The organism is Pseudomonas sp. H3_E04 (genome assembly GCF_054668915.1).
Genome location: NZ_CP162797.1, coordinates 3,557,783 through 3,575,468 on the forward strand (window position 1 = coordinate 3,557,783; position 17,686 = coordinate 3,575,468).

At 61.3% G+C, this 17,686-nt stretch carries 16 protein-coding genes; 10 read left to right on the plus strand and 6 right to left on the minus strand.

Annotated elements, in window-relative coordinates:
* The first annotated feature begins 202 nt into the window (after positions 1-202).
* Entirely contained in the window at positions 203-412 is a 210-nt protein-coding gene (locus tag AB4N53_RS16035; protein WP_003228500.1) for a DUF2788 domain-containing protein, read from the plus strand.
* Here the strand turns inward: AB4N53_RS16035 and AB4N53_RS16040 are convergent.
* From AB4N53_RS16040 to AB4N53_RS16055, 4 genes are all read right to left on the minus strand, one after another.
* Entirely contained in the window at positions 407-1,042 is a 636-nt protein-coding gene (locus AB4N53_RS16040; RefSeq protein ID WP_460121644.1) for a pseudouridine synthase, read from the minus strand. The genes AB4N53_RS16035 and AB4N53_RS16040 overlap by 6 nt on opposite strands.
* Before the next feature lie 72 nt (positions 1,043-1,114).
* Entirely contained in the window at positions 1,115-2,614 is a 1,500-nt protein-coding gene (amn, locus tag AB4N53_RS16045) for an AMP nucleosidase (protein WP_200890480.1), read from the minus strand.
* Between the two features lie 184 nt (positions 2,615-2,798).
* A complete protein-coding gene (locus tag AB4N53_RS16050) occupies positions 2,799-4,448 on the minus strand; it encodes an acyl-CoA dehydrogenase family protein (protein ID WP_460121646.1) in 1,650 nt (549 codons plus the stop codon).
* Between the two features lie 95 nt (positions 4,449-4,543).
* Positions 4,544-6,895 carry a 7TM diverse intracellular signaling domain-containing protein gene (locus AB4N53_RS16055; RefSeq protein ID WP_460121648.1) on the minus strand — a complete coding sequence of 784 codons (2,352 nt, stop codon included), beginning with the start codon at positions 6,893-6,895 and terminating at the stop codon, positions 4,544-4,546.
* A gap of 346 nt (positions 6,896-7,241) precedes the next feature.
* Here AB4N53_RS16055 and AB4N53_RS16060 point away from each other — a divergent pair, with 346 nt between their 5' ends.
* The 4 genes from AB4N53_RS16060 to AB4N53_RS16075 all read left to right on the plus strand — a co-directional run bounded on the left by AB4N53_RS16060 (position 7,242) and on the right by AB4N53_RS16075 (position 10,759).
* Entirely contained in the window at positions 7,242-8,039 is a 798-nt protein-coding gene (locus AB4N53_RS16060) for a hydroxymethylpyrimidine/phosphomethylpyrimidine kinase (protein ID WP_129999758.1), read from the plus strand.
* 18 nt (positions 8,040-8,057) lie between these two features.
* A complete protein-coding gene (gene thiE, locus AB4N53_RS16065; protein WP_076564266.1) occupies positions 8,058-8,681 on the plus strand; it encodes a thiamine phosphate synthase in 624 nt (207 codons plus the stop codon).
* A 15-nt stretch (positions 8,682-8,696) separates the two neighbouring features.
* Complete coding sequence (hemL, locus tag AB4N53_RS16070; RefSeq protein WP_460121651.1) at positions 8,697-9,980, plus strand: glutamate-1-semialdehyde 2,1-aminomutase; 1,284 nt, start codon at positions 8,697-8,699, stop codon at positions 9,978-9,980.
* A gap of 224 nt (positions 9,981-10,204) precedes the next feature.
* On the plus strand, positions 10,205-10,759 hold the full coding sequence (locus AB4N53_RS16075; protein WP_460121653.1) for a tetratricopeptide repeat protein: 555 nt from the start codon (positions 10,205-10,207) through the stop codon (positions 10,757-10,759).
* A gap of 107 nt (positions 10,760-10,866) precedes the next feature.
* Here the strand turns inward: AB4N53_RS16075 and AB4N53_RS16080 are convergent, their stop codons facing one another.
* On the minus strand, positions 10,867-11,196 hold the full coding sequence (locus tag AB4N53_RS16080; RefSeq protein ID WP_016773045.1) for a DUF1820 family protein: 330 nt from the start codon (positions 11,194-11,196) through the stop codon (positions 10,867-10,869).
* Positions 11,197-11,328: 132 nt separating this feature from the next.
* Here AB4N53_RS16080 and miaB point away from each other — a divergent pair, with 132 nt between their 5' ends.
* The 5 genes from miaB to lnt all read left to right on the plus strand — a co-directional run bounded on the left by miaB (position 11,329) and on the right by lnt (position 16,743).
* Entirely contained in the window at positions 11,329-12,657 is a 1,329-nt protein-coding gene (miaB, locus tag AB4N53_RS16085) for a tRNA (N6-isopentenyl adenosine(37)-C2)-methylthiotransferase MiaB (RefSeq protein ID WP_460121655.1), read from the plus strand.
* A 214-nt stretch (positions 12,658-12,871) separates the two neighbouring features.
* A complete protein-coding gene (locus tag AB4N53_RS16090; protein ID WP_460121657.1) occupies positions 12,872-13,870 on the plus strand; it encodes a PhoH family protein in 999 nt (332 codons plus the stop codon).
* The gene (gene ybeY, locus AB4N53_RS16095; RefSeq protein WP_460121659.1) at positions 13,863-14,357 is read left to right on the plus strand and encodes an rRNA maturation RNase YbeY; all 495 of its coding nucleotides are present in this window, start codon (positions 13,863-13,865) and stop codon (positions 14,355-14,357) included. The genes AB4N53_RS16090 and ybeY overlap by 8 nt, the downstream gene beginning before the upstream one ends.
* A gap of 5 nt (positions 14,358-14,362) precedes the next feature.
* The gene (locus AB4N53_RS16100; RefSeq protein ID WP_007909641.1) at positions 14,363-15,202 is read left to right on the plus strand and encodes an HlyC/CorC family transporter; all 840 of its coding nucleotides are present in this window, start codon (positions 14,363-14,365) and stop codon (positions 15,200-15,202) included.
* A gap of 17 nt (positions 15,203-15,219) precedes the next feature.
* Positions 15,220-16,743 (plus strand): apolipoprotein N-acyltransferase, encoded by a 1,524-nt coding sequence (lnt, locus tag AB4N53_RS16105; RefSeq protein WP_460121661.1) that lies wholly within the window; start codon positions 15,220-15,222, stop codon positions 16,741-16,743.
* Positions 16,744-16,833: 90 nt separating this feature from the next.
* Here lnt and AB4N53_RS16110 read toward each other — a convergent pair whose 3' ends face one another.
* Positions 16,834-17,613, minus strand: a complete 780-nt coding sequence (locus tag AB4N53_RS16110) for a YdcF family protein (RefSeq protein WP_460121663.1) — start codon at positions 17,611-17,613, stop codon at positions 16,834-16,836.
* Positions 17,614-17,686 lie beyond the last annotated feature (73 nt).

The following is a 17,686-nucleotide window of genomic DNA, read 5'->3' on the forward strand; positions in this document are numbered from 1 at the left end:
GGAGCTGACGAGTGAAACGAGGCTGCGATCTTTTGATCTTTTAAAATCCAGATCAAAAGATCGCAGCCTTCGGCAGCTCCTACATTGGGATGAGGGTTGCAGACCAATGACCGCGCCACCCGACGCAGGTCAATGCCCCACCCTCTGCCCTTGGCGTATACTCGCCGCGCCCTTTTAGCCGCGCCCATGCCGGAGAAACCCAATGGATCCAGCCGTATTTGAAGAGTGGATGATGACCGGTCTGGTCAGCATCCTGATCATTTTCATGGGTTTCATCGTCTGGGATCTGGCGAAGAAGTCCAAGGCGGGGCGGTTCGGCTCGTTCATTCTGTTTTTCGTGCTGGGCCTGGGTGTGGCCGCATTCATCATCAAGAGTGTGGTGATCGGCCTGATCGAATCCGGCGCCTTATAAGCGCGCCGGCACTTCCCGCCACTGGCCCTGATCGAGCCCTTCAAGGGTCCAGTCGCCTATCCTGACCCGCACCAGCCGCAACGTCGGCAACCCGACCGCCGCCGTCATGCGCCGCACCTGACGGTTACGCCCTTCGCGAATCACCAGTTCCAGCCATGAAGTCGGTATGGTCGCGCGAAAGCGTACCGGCGGATTGCGCGGCCACAACTGCGGTTCAGCCAGTTGCCGCGCTTTGGCGGGCAGGGTCATGCCGTCATTCAGCTCGACACCATCACGCAGGCGCTGCAACTGCTCGGCCGTCGGCTCGCCTTCCACCTGCACCCAATAGGTCTTCGCCAATTTGTGTTTCGGATCGGCGATGCGCGCCTGCAACTGGCCGTCATTGGTCAGCAGCAACAAACCTTCGCTGTCGCGATCCAGACGTCCGGCGGGGTAAATTCCCGGCACATCGATGTAATCCTTGAGCGTCGCCCGCCCTTCACCGTCGCTGAACTGCGTCAGCACATCGAAGGGTTTGTTGAACAGGATCAACTTCGGCTCGGCCGGTGGAGCCTTGGCGACGCGGCGCGGGGTAGAAGACTGAGGCTTCGCGCCGGGGCGGCTGGAAGGTGGACGCGAGGGACGGGACATAAGAGAGAAAACATTTAGCGGTCAGGGCTGACAATGCTAGTGCCCCGACCACCAAATGACCACGACTAACCGTTAACGGAACGGCGGCTCGTCGAAGCTGCGCAGTTTGCGCGAGTGCAGCGAGTTGAGTTCGGTGCGCAGCAGATCCACCGCTTCAATGCCGATTTTCAAATGCTGGCTGACCGCGCGTTCGTAGAAGGCGTTGGCCGAGCCCGGCAGTTTGATTTCGCTGTGCAGCGGCTTGTCCGAAACACAGAGCAACGTGCCGTAAGGCACCCGCAGGCGATAACCTTGCGCGGCGATCGTGCCGCTTTCCATGTCCACCGCCACCGCGCGGGACAAGTTGATGAGTGGCCGTTCCTGAGCCCAGCGCAGTTCCCAGTTACGGTCGTCATAGGTCAGAACCGTGCCGGTGCGCAGGCGCTTCTTCAGATCGTCGCCCTTCTCGCCAGTGACATTCGCCGCCGCCTGCTGCAGCGCAAGCTGCACTTCGGCCAGAGCCGGGATCGGAATATTCGGCGGCACCACACGATCAAGAATGCCGTCGCGGCGCATGTAGGCGTGGGCCAGCACGTAGTCGCCGATGGTCTGCGACTGACGCAGGCCGCCGCAGTGGCCGATCATCAGCCAGCAATGCGGACGCAGCACGGCCAGGTGATCGGTGATGTTCTTGGCGTTGGACGGGCCGACACCGATGTTGACCAGCGTCACGCCGTGGCCATCGCTGGCAATCAGGTGATACGCCGGCATCTGGTAACGGTGCCAGACCACACCGGCGGCAATCGCCGAGGCTTCGCCGTGGTCCATGCTCTTCTCGATGATCACGTTGCCCGGCAGGACCATGCGCACGAAACGCGGGTCGTTGCGCAGTTGCTCCAGGCCATGAACGATGAACTGGTCGACGTAGCGATGATAGTTGGTCAGCAGAATCCACGGCTGCACATGGCGCCAGTCACTGCCGGTGTAATGCACCAGACGGCGCAGGGAGAAGTCCACGCGCGCGGCGTCGAACAAGGCCAGCGGCAGCGGATCGGTATTTTCCCAGTCGTAGAGACCGTCGGCGATGCCATCGGTGGCGGCGGACAGATCCGTGCTCGGGAACACCCGCGCCAGCACCGCCGCAGTGACGCCGGAACCGGCCAGTTCATCGCCCTGCTCGACCACGTACGGATACGGAATGTTCTGCTGGCTGACGCCGACTTCCACGGTCACGGTGAAGTCGTGCATCAACGGCGTCAGCTGTTCGAGCAGGTATTTGCGAAACGCCGCCGGGTGGGTGACGGTGACGCTGTAAGTGCCCGGCAACTGCACCTTGGCGTAAGCGCGGGTGGTCTGCGGCACTTCGCCCTGGCAGTGGTAGGTCAGACGCAGTTCGGGATAACGAAACAGAGCACGCTGTTCGGCGTCGGGCTCGACGCGATCCTTGAGGTAACGCTTGAGGGCTGAATTCAGCGCAGTGGTGGCCCGCTCATGCAGCTCGGCCAGACGATCCACGGCTTGTTCGGCGGTTTGAACGACAATAAACGCTTCGGTCACGATCAGCTTCCTGTGTTCTGACTTGCAGGGCTTCATCTTGCCTGCATCGTGGACGCACGGGAACAGTGGCGTTGTGGCGACACTTAAATCTGCAGACCAATGATGTCCCCTGTGGGAGCGAGCCTGCTCGCGAATGCGGTGGATCATCCAATAAAGATGTCGACTGACACACCGCTTTCGCGAGCAGGCTCGCTCCCAAAGGGGGGGGATTTGAGGTGGGTCAGAAAAGCTGTGGCGTCGAGCGGGCGACGATGGCTTCGACGTCCAGCCCACGCGGCAGCGCACCATAGACGCGGCCACCGCTGCCGAGGCGGCTGGCAATGAAGGCATCACTGACTACTGAGTTGCCAGCCTCCAGCAACAGTTTGGCCTGCAATCCAAGGGCAATGTCTTCGGTCAGTTGCCGCGCCCGATACTGAATATCACTGGTGTCCTTGAACCGCGCCTGCAATTGCTGGATATGCGCGGCCAGACGCTTGTCGCCATGGCCATCGCCCAATTCGCTGAACAGCACGTCGAGCACGCCCGGCTCCTTCGAAAGAGCGCGCAGCACGTCGAGACATTGCACATTCCCCGAACCTTCCCACGTCGAGTTCACCGGCGCCTCGCGATACAGGCGCGGCAGGATGCTGTCTTCAACGTAGCCGGCGCCGCCCATGCATTCGGCGGCTTCGTTGATCATTCCTGGCGCACGTTTGCAGATCCAGTATTTGCCCACCGCCGTCACCAGCCGCGCGAACTGCGCTTCGTGGCGATCATCCAGATGATCCAGCGCCTTGCCCATGCGCAGACTCAGGGCCAGCGCCGCTTCGCTTTCCAGGGCCAGATCGGCCAGCACGTTTTGCATCAGCGGCTGCTCGCTGAGCAATTTGCCGCCGACCTTGCGGTGCGCGCAGTGATGGCTGGCCTGGGTCAGCGCCTGGCGCATCAGCGAGCTGGAGCCGACCATGCAATCGAAACGGGTCATCGCCACCATCTCGATAATGGTCGGCACGCCACGCCCTTCTTCACCGATCATCCAGGCCAGCGCGCCACGAAATTCCACTTCGCTGGAGGCGTTGGACTGGTTGCCGAGTTTGTTTTTAAGACGCTGGATATAGAACTGATTGCGCGTGTCGTCCGGGCGATGGCGCGGCAGCAGGAAGCAACTCAAGCCCTTGTCGGTTTGCGCCAACGTAAGGAAGGCGTCGCACATCGGCGCCGAGCAGAACCACTTGTGGCCGACCAATTCATACGCCTGACCGGGGCCGCTGGCGCCGACCGGGTAAGCCTTGGTGGTGTTGGCGCGGACATCGGTGCCGCCCTGCTTCTCGGTCATCGCCATGCCGATGGTCACCCCGGCCTTGTGGGCCATGCCGACGTTGCGCGGATCGTATTCGGTGGCGAGGACTTTCGGCAGCCACTGTTCGGCCAGGTCCGGCTGCAAGCGCAGGGCCGGCACGCTGGCGAAGGTCATGGTCAACGGGCAACCGCTGCCGGCCTCGGCCTGGCTATGCAGATAGGTCATCGAAGCGCGGGCAACATGCGCACCATCCCGCGGGTGCGCCCACGGCAGCGAGGTCAGGCCATGCTCGATCGCCGTGCGCATCAGCTCGTGGTAGGCCGGGTGAAATTCGACCAGATCGATGCGGTGACCGTAGCGATCATGGCTGGCAAATACCGGTTTGTTCTGGTTGGCGAGAAACCCCGCCTCCATCAGCGGCCCGCCCGCCAGTGCGCCATAGGCATCTATGCGCGACTCGGCCCAACCGGCGCCAAAACGCCGCGACCACTCCTGTAACGGCAGGTCGATGCGGTACAGGTTGGTGCCGTCCAGCGACGGCGGCTGATTGGTGACTTCGTGGGTTTCGGCGAACTGATGCAGGTTCATGACGGCGCTCCGTGTTCAGCAATGGCATCAGTTAAGCACTGGTGCTTTTTTGAACAAAGTGTCATAGGCGCCGTTTTTGCGGCGCTTTTACCCCATCAGCAACTGAGCACACGGCGCTGCAACGCAGCCTGCAGATCCTCGAATTTCACCGGTTTGTGCAGGTAGTCGATGGCCGCGCCCGGGGCGCATTGTTCGCGGTCAGCGCTCAAGGCCAGCATGAACACCGGCAAGTGCGCGCAGCCTGGCAGGGCATGGATCTGGCAGCACAGCGATGCGCCTTCGTGGCTGGGCAACTGGCAATCGACCAGCACCGCATCGAAGCTTTCCCGTTGCAGGCAGTCCAGCGCAGCGGCGCCGTTGTCGGCGCTGCGTACGCGGAAACCGAGCTTGAGCAACATGCCACGCATCACCAATTGGTTGACGCTGTTGTCGTCCACCAGCAGCACCGTGCAGTCCTGCGGTGCGCGCGTGCAATCGCGAGTCGGCTGATGCGCAGGCGCTTCGATCACCGGCAGTTCGAATTCGACATCAAGCTGGAAGCGGCTGCCGCGTCCCGGCTCGGAGCGATGGGTGAGTTTGCCGCCGAGCAACTCGACCAGTTGCCGACAGATCGCCAGACCCACCCCCAGGCCGCCGTATTCGCGAGTCATCGAACCGTCGAGCTGGAAAAAACGCTGATACAGCGTGGCCTCGCCCAGATCAGTGAAACCGATGCCGGTGTCGATCACCGCAAACGACAGCGCCATGCGGTTATCCGTCGACGGCCGCCCGGTAACGCGCAGCGCCAGGCCGCCGACGCGGGTGAACTTGATTGCATTGTCGAGCAGGCATTCCAGGCACTGCGCCAGTTTCGCGCTGTCGCCGTGCAGGCGATCCGGCAGGGTCGGCAGCACTTCAACCTTGAAGTCCAGCGACTTGCTCGCTGCATTACCTTCGAACTGCACGCGCAACGCCTCGACCACTGCGCGCAGGCTGAAACTGCCCGGCGTCGCCTTGAGCTTGCCGGCCTGCAATTCGGTGAGGGTAAGGATGCCATTGACCATACGCATCATGTCGCGAGCAGAACCGGCAGCGGTCTGTTGATATTGCTCAAGCTCGGGATCGAGGTCGACGGTCTGCATCAGCTCCAGCGAACCAATCACGCCGTTCATCGGCGTGCGCAATTCGTGGGTCAGGGTGGCGAGAAATTCGTCCTTGAGTTTGTTGCTGTGGGCCAGTTGCTGGTTGAGCACTTCGAGTTTCTGCCCGGCGTCGAACAAGGTCTGCGCCTGTTGTTCGCGCATGGCGTTGATGCGATCGGCCAGCGCCAGCGACAGCAGCGCAACCTCGATCGCCGAGCCGATCTGGCTGGCGTACATGGTCAGGAACACATTGGGCAGCAGGCCCAGCACCATCAGCGTGTTGACGATGCCGCCGAGCAGGAATGCCGACCAGGCGATGATGAAGTAACGGGCCACCCGCAGGCCGCGCCACCAGGCAAGAATCCCGGCGGCAAAGATCACCACGGTGAAGGTCAGCGCCAGTGTGGTCGCCAGGCGCAGGGCCAGGGCGTAACTGGTCATCAGCGACAGGCCGATCACCAGTGCGCTGAAGGCAATCAGGCCGATCAGCAAACGATCCAGCCAGGGGCTGTGGGTCTTGGTCTGCAGGAAACTGCGGGCGAACTGGCTGCCGAACAGTCCGGCGCAACCGATGAAGAACGGTGTCGCGGCGTTGGCCCACCACGGGTTGTCCGGCCAGAAATATTCGACCGCTGCGCCGTTCACCGACAATTGATAAAGGCCGAACGAGCCGATGTAGAAGATGTAATAGAGGTAACTGGTGTCGCGCACGCTCAGGTAGATGAACAGGTTGTAGACCAGCATCCCCAGCAGCACGCCATAAATGATGCCGAGCACATACAGGCGCACCGGTTGGTCTTCGAGGTAGGCGGTGCTCGACCACAGCGTCACTGGCGCCTGGATCGAGCCTTCGCTGGCCAGGCGCAGGTACAGCGTCTGCTGCTGATTCGGTTTGAATGGCAAGTCGAACAGGTAATTGTTCTGACGAATCTCGCGGCTGGCGAAGGGCAAGGCGTCGCCGGTCTGGCGCACCAGTCGGTAGTCGCCACTGGCGTCGGGCAAGTAAAGGTCGAGGTGATCAAGCGGCGGATACGCCAGCTCCAGCAACCAGGTGCGCTGGGCGACCGGGTTGCTCGGGCGGTAATGCAGGTCGATCTTCAGCCAGAACGCCGAACGCGAGTAACCGGCATTGAGCGTGGCCTTGTCGTGGGCTTTGAACTGGCCGGCGGCATCTTGCGCGCGGACGTCGGCAATGGTCGCCTGACCACTCGGGTCTTCGAACACTTGCAGCGATCGGCCCAGCGGCAGGCTCTGGGTGAATTCGTCGAATTCGACAGCGCTCGCCATGAGTGGCAAGCAGAACAGCAACATCAGCAAATAGCGCATTGAAGCCCCAGCGTGGCTCGTCCGGTTGTGTCAGGAAGCCCCCCATTCCCTTTGAGTAGACGTAAAACCGGTATTACCTGTGATTGTTTGGATCCAGCCTAGCATAGCCGTTGATGGCCATTGAGCACCATGGAAATTTTTCCTACAACGGCTCTAGAACGGGCGTTCCAGGGCAAAGCAGCGGCCTAGAGCTGTTGCATTGGTCAGGAAGATCAAAAGATCGCAGCCTTCGGCAGGTCCTATAGGGGAATGCGGTCCGATGCAGGAGCTGCCGAAGGCTGCGATCTTTTGATCTTGCGCTGCCACCCACACCCCAAAATCAGCTTTGGTGGTAAGCTCGCGCACCATGAATATCTACAGCTCCCGCCCCGTTGTCCTCTGTCTCTCCGGCCACGACCCCAGTGGTGGCGCCGGCTTGCAGGCAGATATCGAAGCCTTGCTCGCGCAGGGTTGCCATGCGGCTCCGGCCGTCACCGCCCTGACCGTGCAAGACACCGTCAACGTCACTGACTTTCGCGTCCTCGACCGTGAGTGGGTGCTGGCCCAGGCCAACGCCGTGCTCAACGACTCCGAAGTCGCCGCAGTGAAACTGGGCATGCTCGGCTCGCTGGAGATGGTCGACACGGTCGTCGAACTGCTCTCGGCGCACCCGCATCTGCCGGTGGTCTGCGACCCGGTGCTGCGTGCCGGCGGCGGCGGACGCCTGGGTAAGGATGAGGTCGGCTACGCGATGCGCGAGCGTCTGTTGCCGCTGTCGATCATTGCCACCCCCAATCTTCCTGAAGCGCGCATCCTCGCTGAACTGCCCGAAGGTACGGCCGACGAGTGCGCAGAAAAACTTCTGCCGTTCATCAAAAACCTGCTGATCACCGGCGGCCACGGCGACGAAACTGAAATCCACAACCGCGTGTACAGCCGCGACGGCCTGCGCGAGACATTCATCTGCCAGCGTCTGCCGGGCAGCTATCACGGCTCCGGTTGTACGCTGGCCAGCGCTTTGGCCGGGCGACTCGCTCAGGGCGAACACCTGGCCAGTGCTGTGCGCAGTGCGCTGGATTACACCTGGCGGACCCTGCGCGATGCCGAACAACTGGGCAAAGGCCAATTCGTGCCGCGTCGCCTGCCGCTGGATTTTTGCTCGTAACCTCGTGAGGTCTGCCCGATGAAACTACGTGGCCTGTATGCCATCACCGACAGCCAGTTGCTGGCCGGCAAGTTTCTGTCTTACGTGGAGGCGGCGCTCGACGGCGGCGTCACCCTGCTGCAATACCGCGACAAGAGCAGCGACGAGGCCCGCCGTCTGCGCGAGGCCGAAGCGCTGCGCAACTTGTGCGAGCGCTACAAGACGCAACTGATCATCAACGATGACGCCGAACTGGCCGCGCGCCTCAATGTCGGCGTGCACTTGGGCCAGACTGACGGCCCGCTGTCGCCGACCCGCGCCCTGCTCGGCTCGAAAGCGATCATCGGTTCGACCTGTCACGGGCAGATCGCCCTGGCCGAACAGGCCGCCAAAGAAGGTGCGAGCTATGTCGCCTTCGGCCGCTTCTTCAATTCCACCACCAAACCCGGTGCGCCGAGTTGCAGCCTCGACTTGCTCGACGAAGCCAAACGCACGCTGCACTTGCCGATCTGCGCGATTGGCGGCATCACCCTCGATAACGCCGCGCCGCTGGTCGAGCACGGTGTCGATCTGCTCGCCGTGATCCACGGTTTGTTCGGCGCCGAGAGCAGCGCCGAAGTGACCCGCCGCGCCCGCGCCTTCAACGAACTTCTGAAAATCTGATTTGAGAGCCCGATCATGTCTCGTTCCGAAACCCTGTTTGCCAACGCTCAGAAACACATTCCCGGCGGCGTCAACTCGCCGGTTCGCGCGTTCAAGAGCGTCGGCGGCACCCCGCTGTTCTTCAAACACGCCGAAGGCGCTTACGTCACCGACGAAGATGACAAACGTTATGTCGATTACGTCGGTTCGTGGGGTCCGATGATCCTCGGCCACAGCCATCCGGACGTGCTCGACGCGGTGCGCAATCAGCTGCAACACGGTCTGTCCTACGGCGCACCGACGTCGATGGAAACCGAGATGGCCGACCTGGTCTGCTCGCTGGTGCCGTCGATGGACATGGTGCGCATGGTCAGCTCCGGCACCGAAGCGACCATGAGTGCAATTCGTCTGGCCCGTGGTTACACCGGTCGCGACAGCATCATCAAATTCGAAGGCTGCTACCACGGCCACTCCGACAGCCTGTTGGTCAAGGCCGGTTCCGGCGCTCTGACCCAGGGCGTACCGAGCTCGGCCGGCGTGCCAGCGGCATTTGCCAAACACACCCTGACCCTGCCGTTCAACGACATCGACGCAGTTGAAACGATGCTCGCTGAAGTGGGCGAAGACGTGGCATGCATCATTGTCGAGCCGGTCGCCGGCAACATGAACTGCGTGCCGCCAGCACCGGGCTTTCTCGAAGGCCTGCGCGCGCTGTGCGACAAACATGGTGTGGTGCTGATTTTTGACGAAGTGATGACCGGTTTCCGCGTCGCCCTCGGCGGTGCCCAGGCGCATTACGGCGTGACGCCGGACCTGACCACGTTCGGCAAGATCATCGGTGGCGGCATGCCGGTGGGTTGTTTCGGTGGCAAGCGCGAGATCATGCAGCGCATCGCCCCGCTGGGCCCGGTGTATCAGGCCGGTACTTTGTCGGGTAATCCGCTGGCGATGGCTGCCGGCCTGACGACGTTGCGCCTGATCAGCCGCCCGGGTTTCCACGCCGAACTGACCGACTACACCGCGCGCATGCTCGACGGCCTGCAACAGCGCGCCGATGCTGCGGGCATTCCATTCGTGACCACCCAGGCTGGCGGCATGTTCGGTCTGTATTTCAGCGGCGCCGACGACATCGTCACCTTCGACGACGTGATGGCCAGCGACGCGGCAATGTTCGGTCGCTTCTTCCATTTGATGCTGGAAGGTGGTGTGTACCTGGCGCCGAGCGCTTTCGAAGCCGGTTTCACCTCGATCGCCCACGGCGAGGCCGAGCTGCAACTGACGCTGGACGCCGCCGAGCGCGCCTTCGCCGCATTGAAATAATTGCCGTACCGCTGACGTTGGCTATAGCCAGCGTCAGCTATCGCCTACATTCGCTCGGTTTTTCCGACGTGCCTGCGAAAATCCTGCCTGAATCGGGCGATATATTCCCCACGCAGCAGAAAAACGAGTAAAGACTTTGTAAGGTTGGCCTCGCTTATTTCATAATGCGCGCTTATTGGATCCCTCGACGGGTCCGCGTGCCCTTCAGAGGTAAGTCGATTCCCATGAACCGCACCGGCCGCACCCTTGCATTGGGCTGCCTGTTGCTCCTTCAGCCCCTGCTCGCGCATGCACAAGCAGGCGGCAACTCGTTGTTGATCCCGGCGATGGGTCGTTGCACCCTCAATACTCAGCCGCAAGACGTCACGCAGGCATTGGCCGCCTGCCAGAAAGCGGCGGAAGAAGGGGACGCGCAAGCGCAATACGAGTTGGGTGAGTTCTACTACGACGGCAAGAACGCGCCGCGCGACCTCAATCAAGCCCTGAGCTATTTCGAAAAGGCCTCGCTGCAAGGCCACGCCCAGGCGCAATTCAAGCTCGGCAGCATGTTCTTCCACGGTGAAGGCGTGCAGGCCAACAATATCCAGGCCTACATCGTGCTGAAGATGGCAGCGGTCAACGGGGCCGAAGAGGCGCTGGACACGGCTGACGAAGTCTCGGAAAAGATGTCCCGCGAAGATCTCGAAACCGCCACTCAGGTGCTGGGGCAGATTTTCCGCAAATACCTGATGGAACTGCAGAGCGCCGATGGGCGTACGCCGTTTTCACCGCTGCCCTGATTTTTGCGCCGACCTTTCTGCTCGCTCCCACAGAGGATCTTCTGAACACTGGAGATCTACTGTGGGAGCGAGCCTGCTCGCGAATGGGGGCGACACGGTCTTGAAGCTTACTTCTCAGGCATCGGCATCGGAAACGGCATGACATTGCCGACCGCGCCACGGGCTTCGCTGATTTTCGGTGTGCCCAGACGTTCCACTTCATCGATGCGCACGATCGAATGCATCGGCACAAAACTGCGCACCACGCCTTCGAACTGCGCCTTGAGCTTTTCTTCGCTCGGATCGACGACCATTTGCGTGCGCTCGCCAAAGACGAATTCTTCAACTTCCAGGAAACCCCACAGATCACTTTGATAGATCTGCTTGGCGTACATTTCGAACACCTGGCCCTGGTTGAGGAAAATCACCTTGTAGATTGGAGCTTCGCGTTTGGTCATGGCGGGCGGACAACATCGGGGTAAAAATGAGGGCGCGAACTATAGCATAGCCACCGGACGCACAGCGGTAGGAACCTGACGGCTTGTTCCCTATAATGCGCGGTTCTTTGAATCACGTGACGACCCGAATCCATGGCCAAGAAGCTTTACATCGAAACCCACGGTTGCCAGATGAACGAGTACGACAGCTCGCGCATGGTCGATCTGCTGGGCGAACATCAGGCCCTGGAAGTCACCGCCCGCGCGGAAGACGCCGACGTGATTCTGCTCAACACCTGCTCGATCCGCGAACGCGCGCAAGACCGCGTGTATTCGCAGCTCGGCCGCTGGCGCGAACTGAAGCTGGCCAACCCGGACATGGTCATCGCCGTCGGCGGTTGCGTGGCCAGTCAGGAAGGCGCAGCGATCCGCGATCGCGCTCCGTACGTCGACGTGGTGTTCGGCCCGCAGACCCTGCACCGTTTGCCGGAGATGATCGACGCCGCGCGCAGCAGCAAGCTGCCGCAGGTCGACGTCTCGTTCCCGGAAATCGAAAAATTCGATCACCTGCCCGAGCCGCGCATCGATGGCCCGAGCGCGTATGTGTCGGTGATGGAAGGTTGCAGCAAGTACTGCACGTTCTGCGTGGTGCCGTACACCCGTGGCGAAGAAGTCAGCCGGCCGTTCGACGACGTGATCGCGGAAATCATTCACCTCGCCGAACACGGTGTGCGTGAAGTCACGCTGCTGGGGCAGAACGTCAACGGCTATCGCGGCCAGACCCACGACGGTCGTCTGGCCGATCTGGCCGAGCTGATTCGCGTGGTCGCCGCCGTCGACGGCATCGACCGCATCCGCTACACCACGTCGCATCCGCTGGAGTTCTCCGACAGCCTGATCCAGGCCCACGCCGAAGTCCCTGAACTGGTCAAGCACCTGCACTTGCCTGTGCAGTCGGGCTCCGACCGGATTCTCGCGGCGATGAAGCGCAACCACACGGCGCTTGAGTACAAATCCAAGCTGCGCAAATTGCGCGCCGCCGTACCGGGGATCTGCATCAGTTCGGACTTTATCGTCGGTTTCCCCGGCGAGACTGAGAAAGACTTCGAACAGACCATGAAATTAATCGCCGATGTCGGCTTCGATTTCTCCTACTCGTTCGTTTACAGCCAGCGCCCGGGCACGCCCGCTGCCGATCTGGCCGACGACACCCCGGAGGAATTGAAGAAAGAACGCCTGAACGCGCTGCAACACCGTTTGAATCAGCAGGGTTTCGAAATCAGCCGACAAATGGTCGGATCGATCCAGCGCATCCTGGTGACCGATTATTCGAAGAAAGACCCGGGCGAGCTGCAAGGCCGCACCGAGAATAACCGTATCGTCAACTTCCGCTGCGACAATCCCACGCTGATCGGCCAGTTCGCTGACGTGCGCATCGACGCCGCGCAACCGCACTCACTGCGTGGTTCTTTAATTCAATAACGCCGCATTTCTCCTGTGGAAGCAAGCCTGCTCGCGAAGGCGGTCTGTCAGACACATCAATTTTGAATGTGTCGCCGCCTTCGCGAGCAGGCTCGCTCCCACAGGTAAAGCGCAGCGGCGCTGATCGGCTGAGATATTTAAGAGCTTTCGCACCCACGCCACTGGCGTTATCCTTGATTTCATCCTAATTGCCCCAGGGCGGCTAAATACGACCTTGAACGCACCCATCGAACCACATCGTTTTCTCCTCGAGCCTTTTGAGGCTCGCCGCTTCGCCAATCTGTGCGGGCAATTCGACGAGCATTTGCGCTTGATCGAACAGCGCCTGGCCATCGAGATCCGCAATCGCGGAAACCAGTTCGAGTTGATTGGCGATCCAAAACTCACCACGTCTGCGGAAAACCTGCTGCGCCGCCTGTACCGGGAAACCAAGGGTACCGAGCTGTCGCCCGATCTGGTGCACCTGTTCATCCAGGAATCGGCCGGCGATGATCTGGACAATCCAGCCCCCGCCGAACCGACCGTCGCCCTGCGCACCAAGAAAGGCATGATTCGCCCACGCGGCTTGAATCAGCAGCGCTACGTGAAGGAAATCCTCGCCAACGACATCAATTTCGGCATCGGCCCGGCCGGTACCGGCAAGACCTATCTGGCCGTAGCCTGTGCGGTAGATGCACTGGAGCGCGAGCAGATCCGCCGCATCCTGCTGGTGCGTCCGGCGGTCGAAGCGGGTGAAAAACTCGGCTTCCTGCCCGGCGACCTGTCGCAGAAGATCGACCCGTACCTGCGCCCGCTGTATGACGCACTGTACGAAATGCTCGGTTTCGAATACGTCGCCAAGCTGATCGAGAAACAAGTGATTGAAGTCGCGCCGCTGGCCTACATGCGCGGTCGTACGCTGAACAACAGCTTCATCATTCTCGACGAAAGCCAGAACACCACGGTCGAACAGATGAAGATGTTCCTCACGCGCATCGGCTTCGGTTCCACCGCTGTGATCACGGGCGACATCACTCAGGTCGACCTGCCGCGCGGCACCAAATCCGGCCTGCACCATGTGATCGAAGTGCTGAAGGACGTACCAGGCATCAGCTTTACCCACTTCCAGCCCAAAGACGTCGTGCGCCACCCGTTGGTACAGCGGATTGTCGAGGCCTACGAGCGCTTCGAGACCCGTGCCGAAGCCGCGAAGGAAGCCTCGCGCGATGCTTGAGCTGGATCTGCAAATCGCCACCGAGGCCAGCGCGCCGAGTGAAGCCGAGTTCCGTCAGTGGTGCGAACAGGCCCTGCGCCAGCGCAGCGCCGATTCGGAAATGACCATTCGTCTGGTCGGCGAGGAAGAAGGCCGCGAGCTCAATCACACCTGGCGCCACAAGGACTACGCGACCAATGTGTTGTCGTTCCCGGCCGAAGTGCCTGACGAGTTTCTCGATATCCCGCTGCTCGGCGATCTGGTGATCTGCGTGGCCGTGGTCGAACGCGAAGCCGCCGAGCAGGGCAAGGAACTAAAGGCCCACTGGGCACATCTGGTCATTCACGGCTGCTTGCATCTGCTCGGTTACGACCATATAGATGATGACGAAGCCGAAGAAATGGAAGCACTGGAACGCGAGTTGCTTGCCGAACTGGGCTATCCGGATCCGTACGCGGACGACGAAACCGAACACTCCCCCATCGTTACAACAAAGGATTCAGAGTAATCGCTATGAGCGAAGATCGATCGAGCAACGGGCAGAAGTCATGGCTGGGTAAACTGACCCAGGCTTTTGCCCACGAGCCGAAGAACCGTCAGGAGCTTCTCGAGCTGCTGCGTGATGCACATCAGAACAAACTGCTGGACAGCGAAGCGCTGGCCATCGTCGAAGGCGCCATCCAGGTGGCTGACCTGCAAGTACGCGACATCATGGTGCCGCGCTCGCAGATGATCAGCATCAAGGCGACCCAGACACCTCGCGAATTCCTCCCTGCCGTGGTCGACTCGGCCCACTCGCGCTATCCGGTCATCGGCGAAAGCCATGACGACGTGATGGGCGTGCTGCTGGCCAAGGACCTGCTGCCGCTGATCCTCAAGGAGAACGGCGACAGCTTCAACATCAAGGACCTGCTGCGCCCGGCCACCTTCGTGCCGGAGTCCAAGCGCCTGAACGTGTTGCTGCGTGAATTCCGCGCCAACCACAACCACATGGCCATCGTCATCGACGAATATGGCGGCGTGGCCGGTCTGGTGACCATCGAAGACGTCCTCGAACAGATCGTCGGCGATATCGAAGACGAGCACGACGTCGAAGAAGACAGCTACATCAAGCCGCTGCCCAGCGGTGATTTCCTGATCAAGGCGCTGACGCCAATCGAGAACTTCAACGAGTTCTTCGACAGCGAATTCTCCGACGACGAGTTCGACACCGTCGGCGGCCTGGTGATGAGCGCGTTCGGCCACTTGCCAAAACGCAACGAAATCACTGAAATCGGCGCCTATCGTTTCCGCATCCTGAACGCCGACAGCCGTCGGATTCATTTGCTGCGACTGACCCCAATCGCCCGGTAAGAAATCTAAGGACTGAAATGCGCTGGACAACCCGCCCCGGCTGGCCCGGTAATCTGCTGGCCGTGGCGGCCGGTGCAATCACCACGTTTGCTCTTGCCCCGTTCAACATCTGGCCGCTGGCGTTGCTGGCGGTCGGTCTGTTCTATGCCGGCTTGCGTGAACTGAGTCCGCGTCAGGCGCTGGGCCGTGGCTGGTGCTTCGGCTTTGGCCTGTTCGGCGCTGGCACCAGCTGGATCTATTACAGCATTCACCATTTCGGCGGCGCTTCGGTGTTGCTGGCCGGGTTCCTGATGTTGCTGTTTACCGCCGCGATTGCCTGGTTCTTCGCCTTGCCGGCCTGGTTATGGGCACGCTGGTTGCGCCGTAACGAAGCACCGGTGGCCGACGCGTTGGCATTTGCGGCGTTGTGGATCGGGCAGGAAGCGTTCCGCGGCTGGTTCCTCACTGGCTTTCCCTGGTTGTACTCCGGTTACAGTCAGCTTGATGGGCCATTGGCCGGGCTTGCGCCGGTCGGTGGCATGTGGCTGGTGTCGTTCGTTCTAGCGTTGACCGCAGCGCTGATCTACAACGCGCGGCGCTTGCTGCAAAGCGGACGCAAAACCTTTGTCGTGGCCGGTCTGGTGCTGTTGGCTGGACCTTGGGTGGCCGGTATCGCACTTAAGGGCCACGCTTGGACCAGCCCGTCCGGCGCACCGCTGAGTGTTGCCGCAATTCAGGGTAACGTCGCGCAAAGCATGAAATGGGACCCGGCCGAGCTCAATGCGCAACTGGCGCTGTACCGTGATCTGAGTTTCCGCTCCAAGCCGGTCGATCTGCTGATCTGGCCAGAAACCGCCGTGCCGGTGTTGAAGGAGTCCGCCGAGGGCTACCTGACGATGATGGGCAACTTCGCCGCCGAGCGTAAATCAGCGTTGATCACTGGTGTGCCGATTCGCCAGACCGTGCATCACGAACGGCGCTTTTTCAACGGCATCACCGTGGTGGGCGAAGGCGATGGTACTTACCTGAAGCAGAAACTGGTGCCGTTCGGCGAGTACGTGCCGTTGCAGGACGTGTTGCGCGGCTTGATCGCATTCTTCGACCTGCCGATGTCGGACTTCGCGCGCGGCCCGTCCGATCAGGCACTGCTACAGGCCAAGGGTTACCAGATCGCACCGTTTATCTGCTACGAGGTGGTCTATCCGGAATTCGCCGCTGGCCTGTCGGCACGCAGCGACCTGCTGCTGACCATCAGCAACGACACCTGGTTCGGCACTTCCATCGGCCCGCTGCAACATTTGCAGATGGCGCAGATGCGCGCGTTGGAGGCTGGACGCTGGATGATCCGCGCGACCAACAACGGCGTTACTGGCCTGATCAACCCGTTCGGGCAGATCACCGAACAGATTCCGCAGTTCGAACAAGGTGTGCTGTACGGCGAAGTGGTACCGATGCACGACCTGACGCCGTATCTGCAATGGCGTTCGTGGCCGCTGATCGTGTTGTGCCTGCTGCTGTTCGGCTGGGCGCTGATGGCCAGCCGGATGTCAAAAACCCTTTAAAAGCTTCGCGAGCAGGCTCGCTCCCACATCTGGCATGCATTTCAATGTGGGAGCGAGCCTGCTCGCGAAGAGGGCATAAGCACCACCAAGTCAATCGTGGTTGGCATCACCTCGGTAAAACAACGAATACCCCACCTGCCCCACCGCTTCATTAAGCAACTGCCCGCTCTGCCAGATCGATTTGAATTCCGGCAACCAGCCGCCAAACGGGCGAGCGTTATCCGTACCGAGGAAACCCACCGGTGCCGGCACCACGTCGAATCCCGCCTGTTCAAAGCTCCACACCGCCCGCGGCATGTGCCACGCCTGCGTCACCACGACGACCCGCTTGATCCCCTGCGGCAAGAGGATATCCGCCGTCATCCTGGCGTTTTCCCACGTGGTGCGGCTCGCGCCTTCTTGCCAGCGCACCGTTACGTCGAAATCATCACGCAACGAATCCGCCATCAACCTGGCCTCGGTCGGTGGCGTGCCGTAATGCAGGCCGCCGCTGGTCAGGATCGGCAGGCCGGAAGCCTTGGCCAGGCGCGCCGCGTAACGCTGACGCTCGAGTCCCACGCCGGTCGGCTGGTCTTCGCCCCAGGCCAGGTCACCGCGCTCGCGCCCCGAGCCCAACACCACAATCGCATCCGCGCGTTGTGCCAGCGTCGTCCATTCCTGGCGGGCCAGTGGCGGCTCGCGCTCCAGCGCTTTGGCACTCCACTGCACCACTACCGGCAGGCTCATCAGCCACAGGCCGCCAAAGCCGAGGGCAAAACACACGCCGGCCAGACGCGGCCGCGAGCGGCGCAGCCACCAGGCGGCTAGCAACAGCAGCAAAAGAATGCCGGGCGGCAGTAAAAGTTGTTTGATGAAATAGCGAAAGGGCATCGGGCATCTCCAAAGATGCCCGAAGCCTAAGAGTGTTGATTACGCGTTACAACCAGTAGGCCGGATCCGGTTG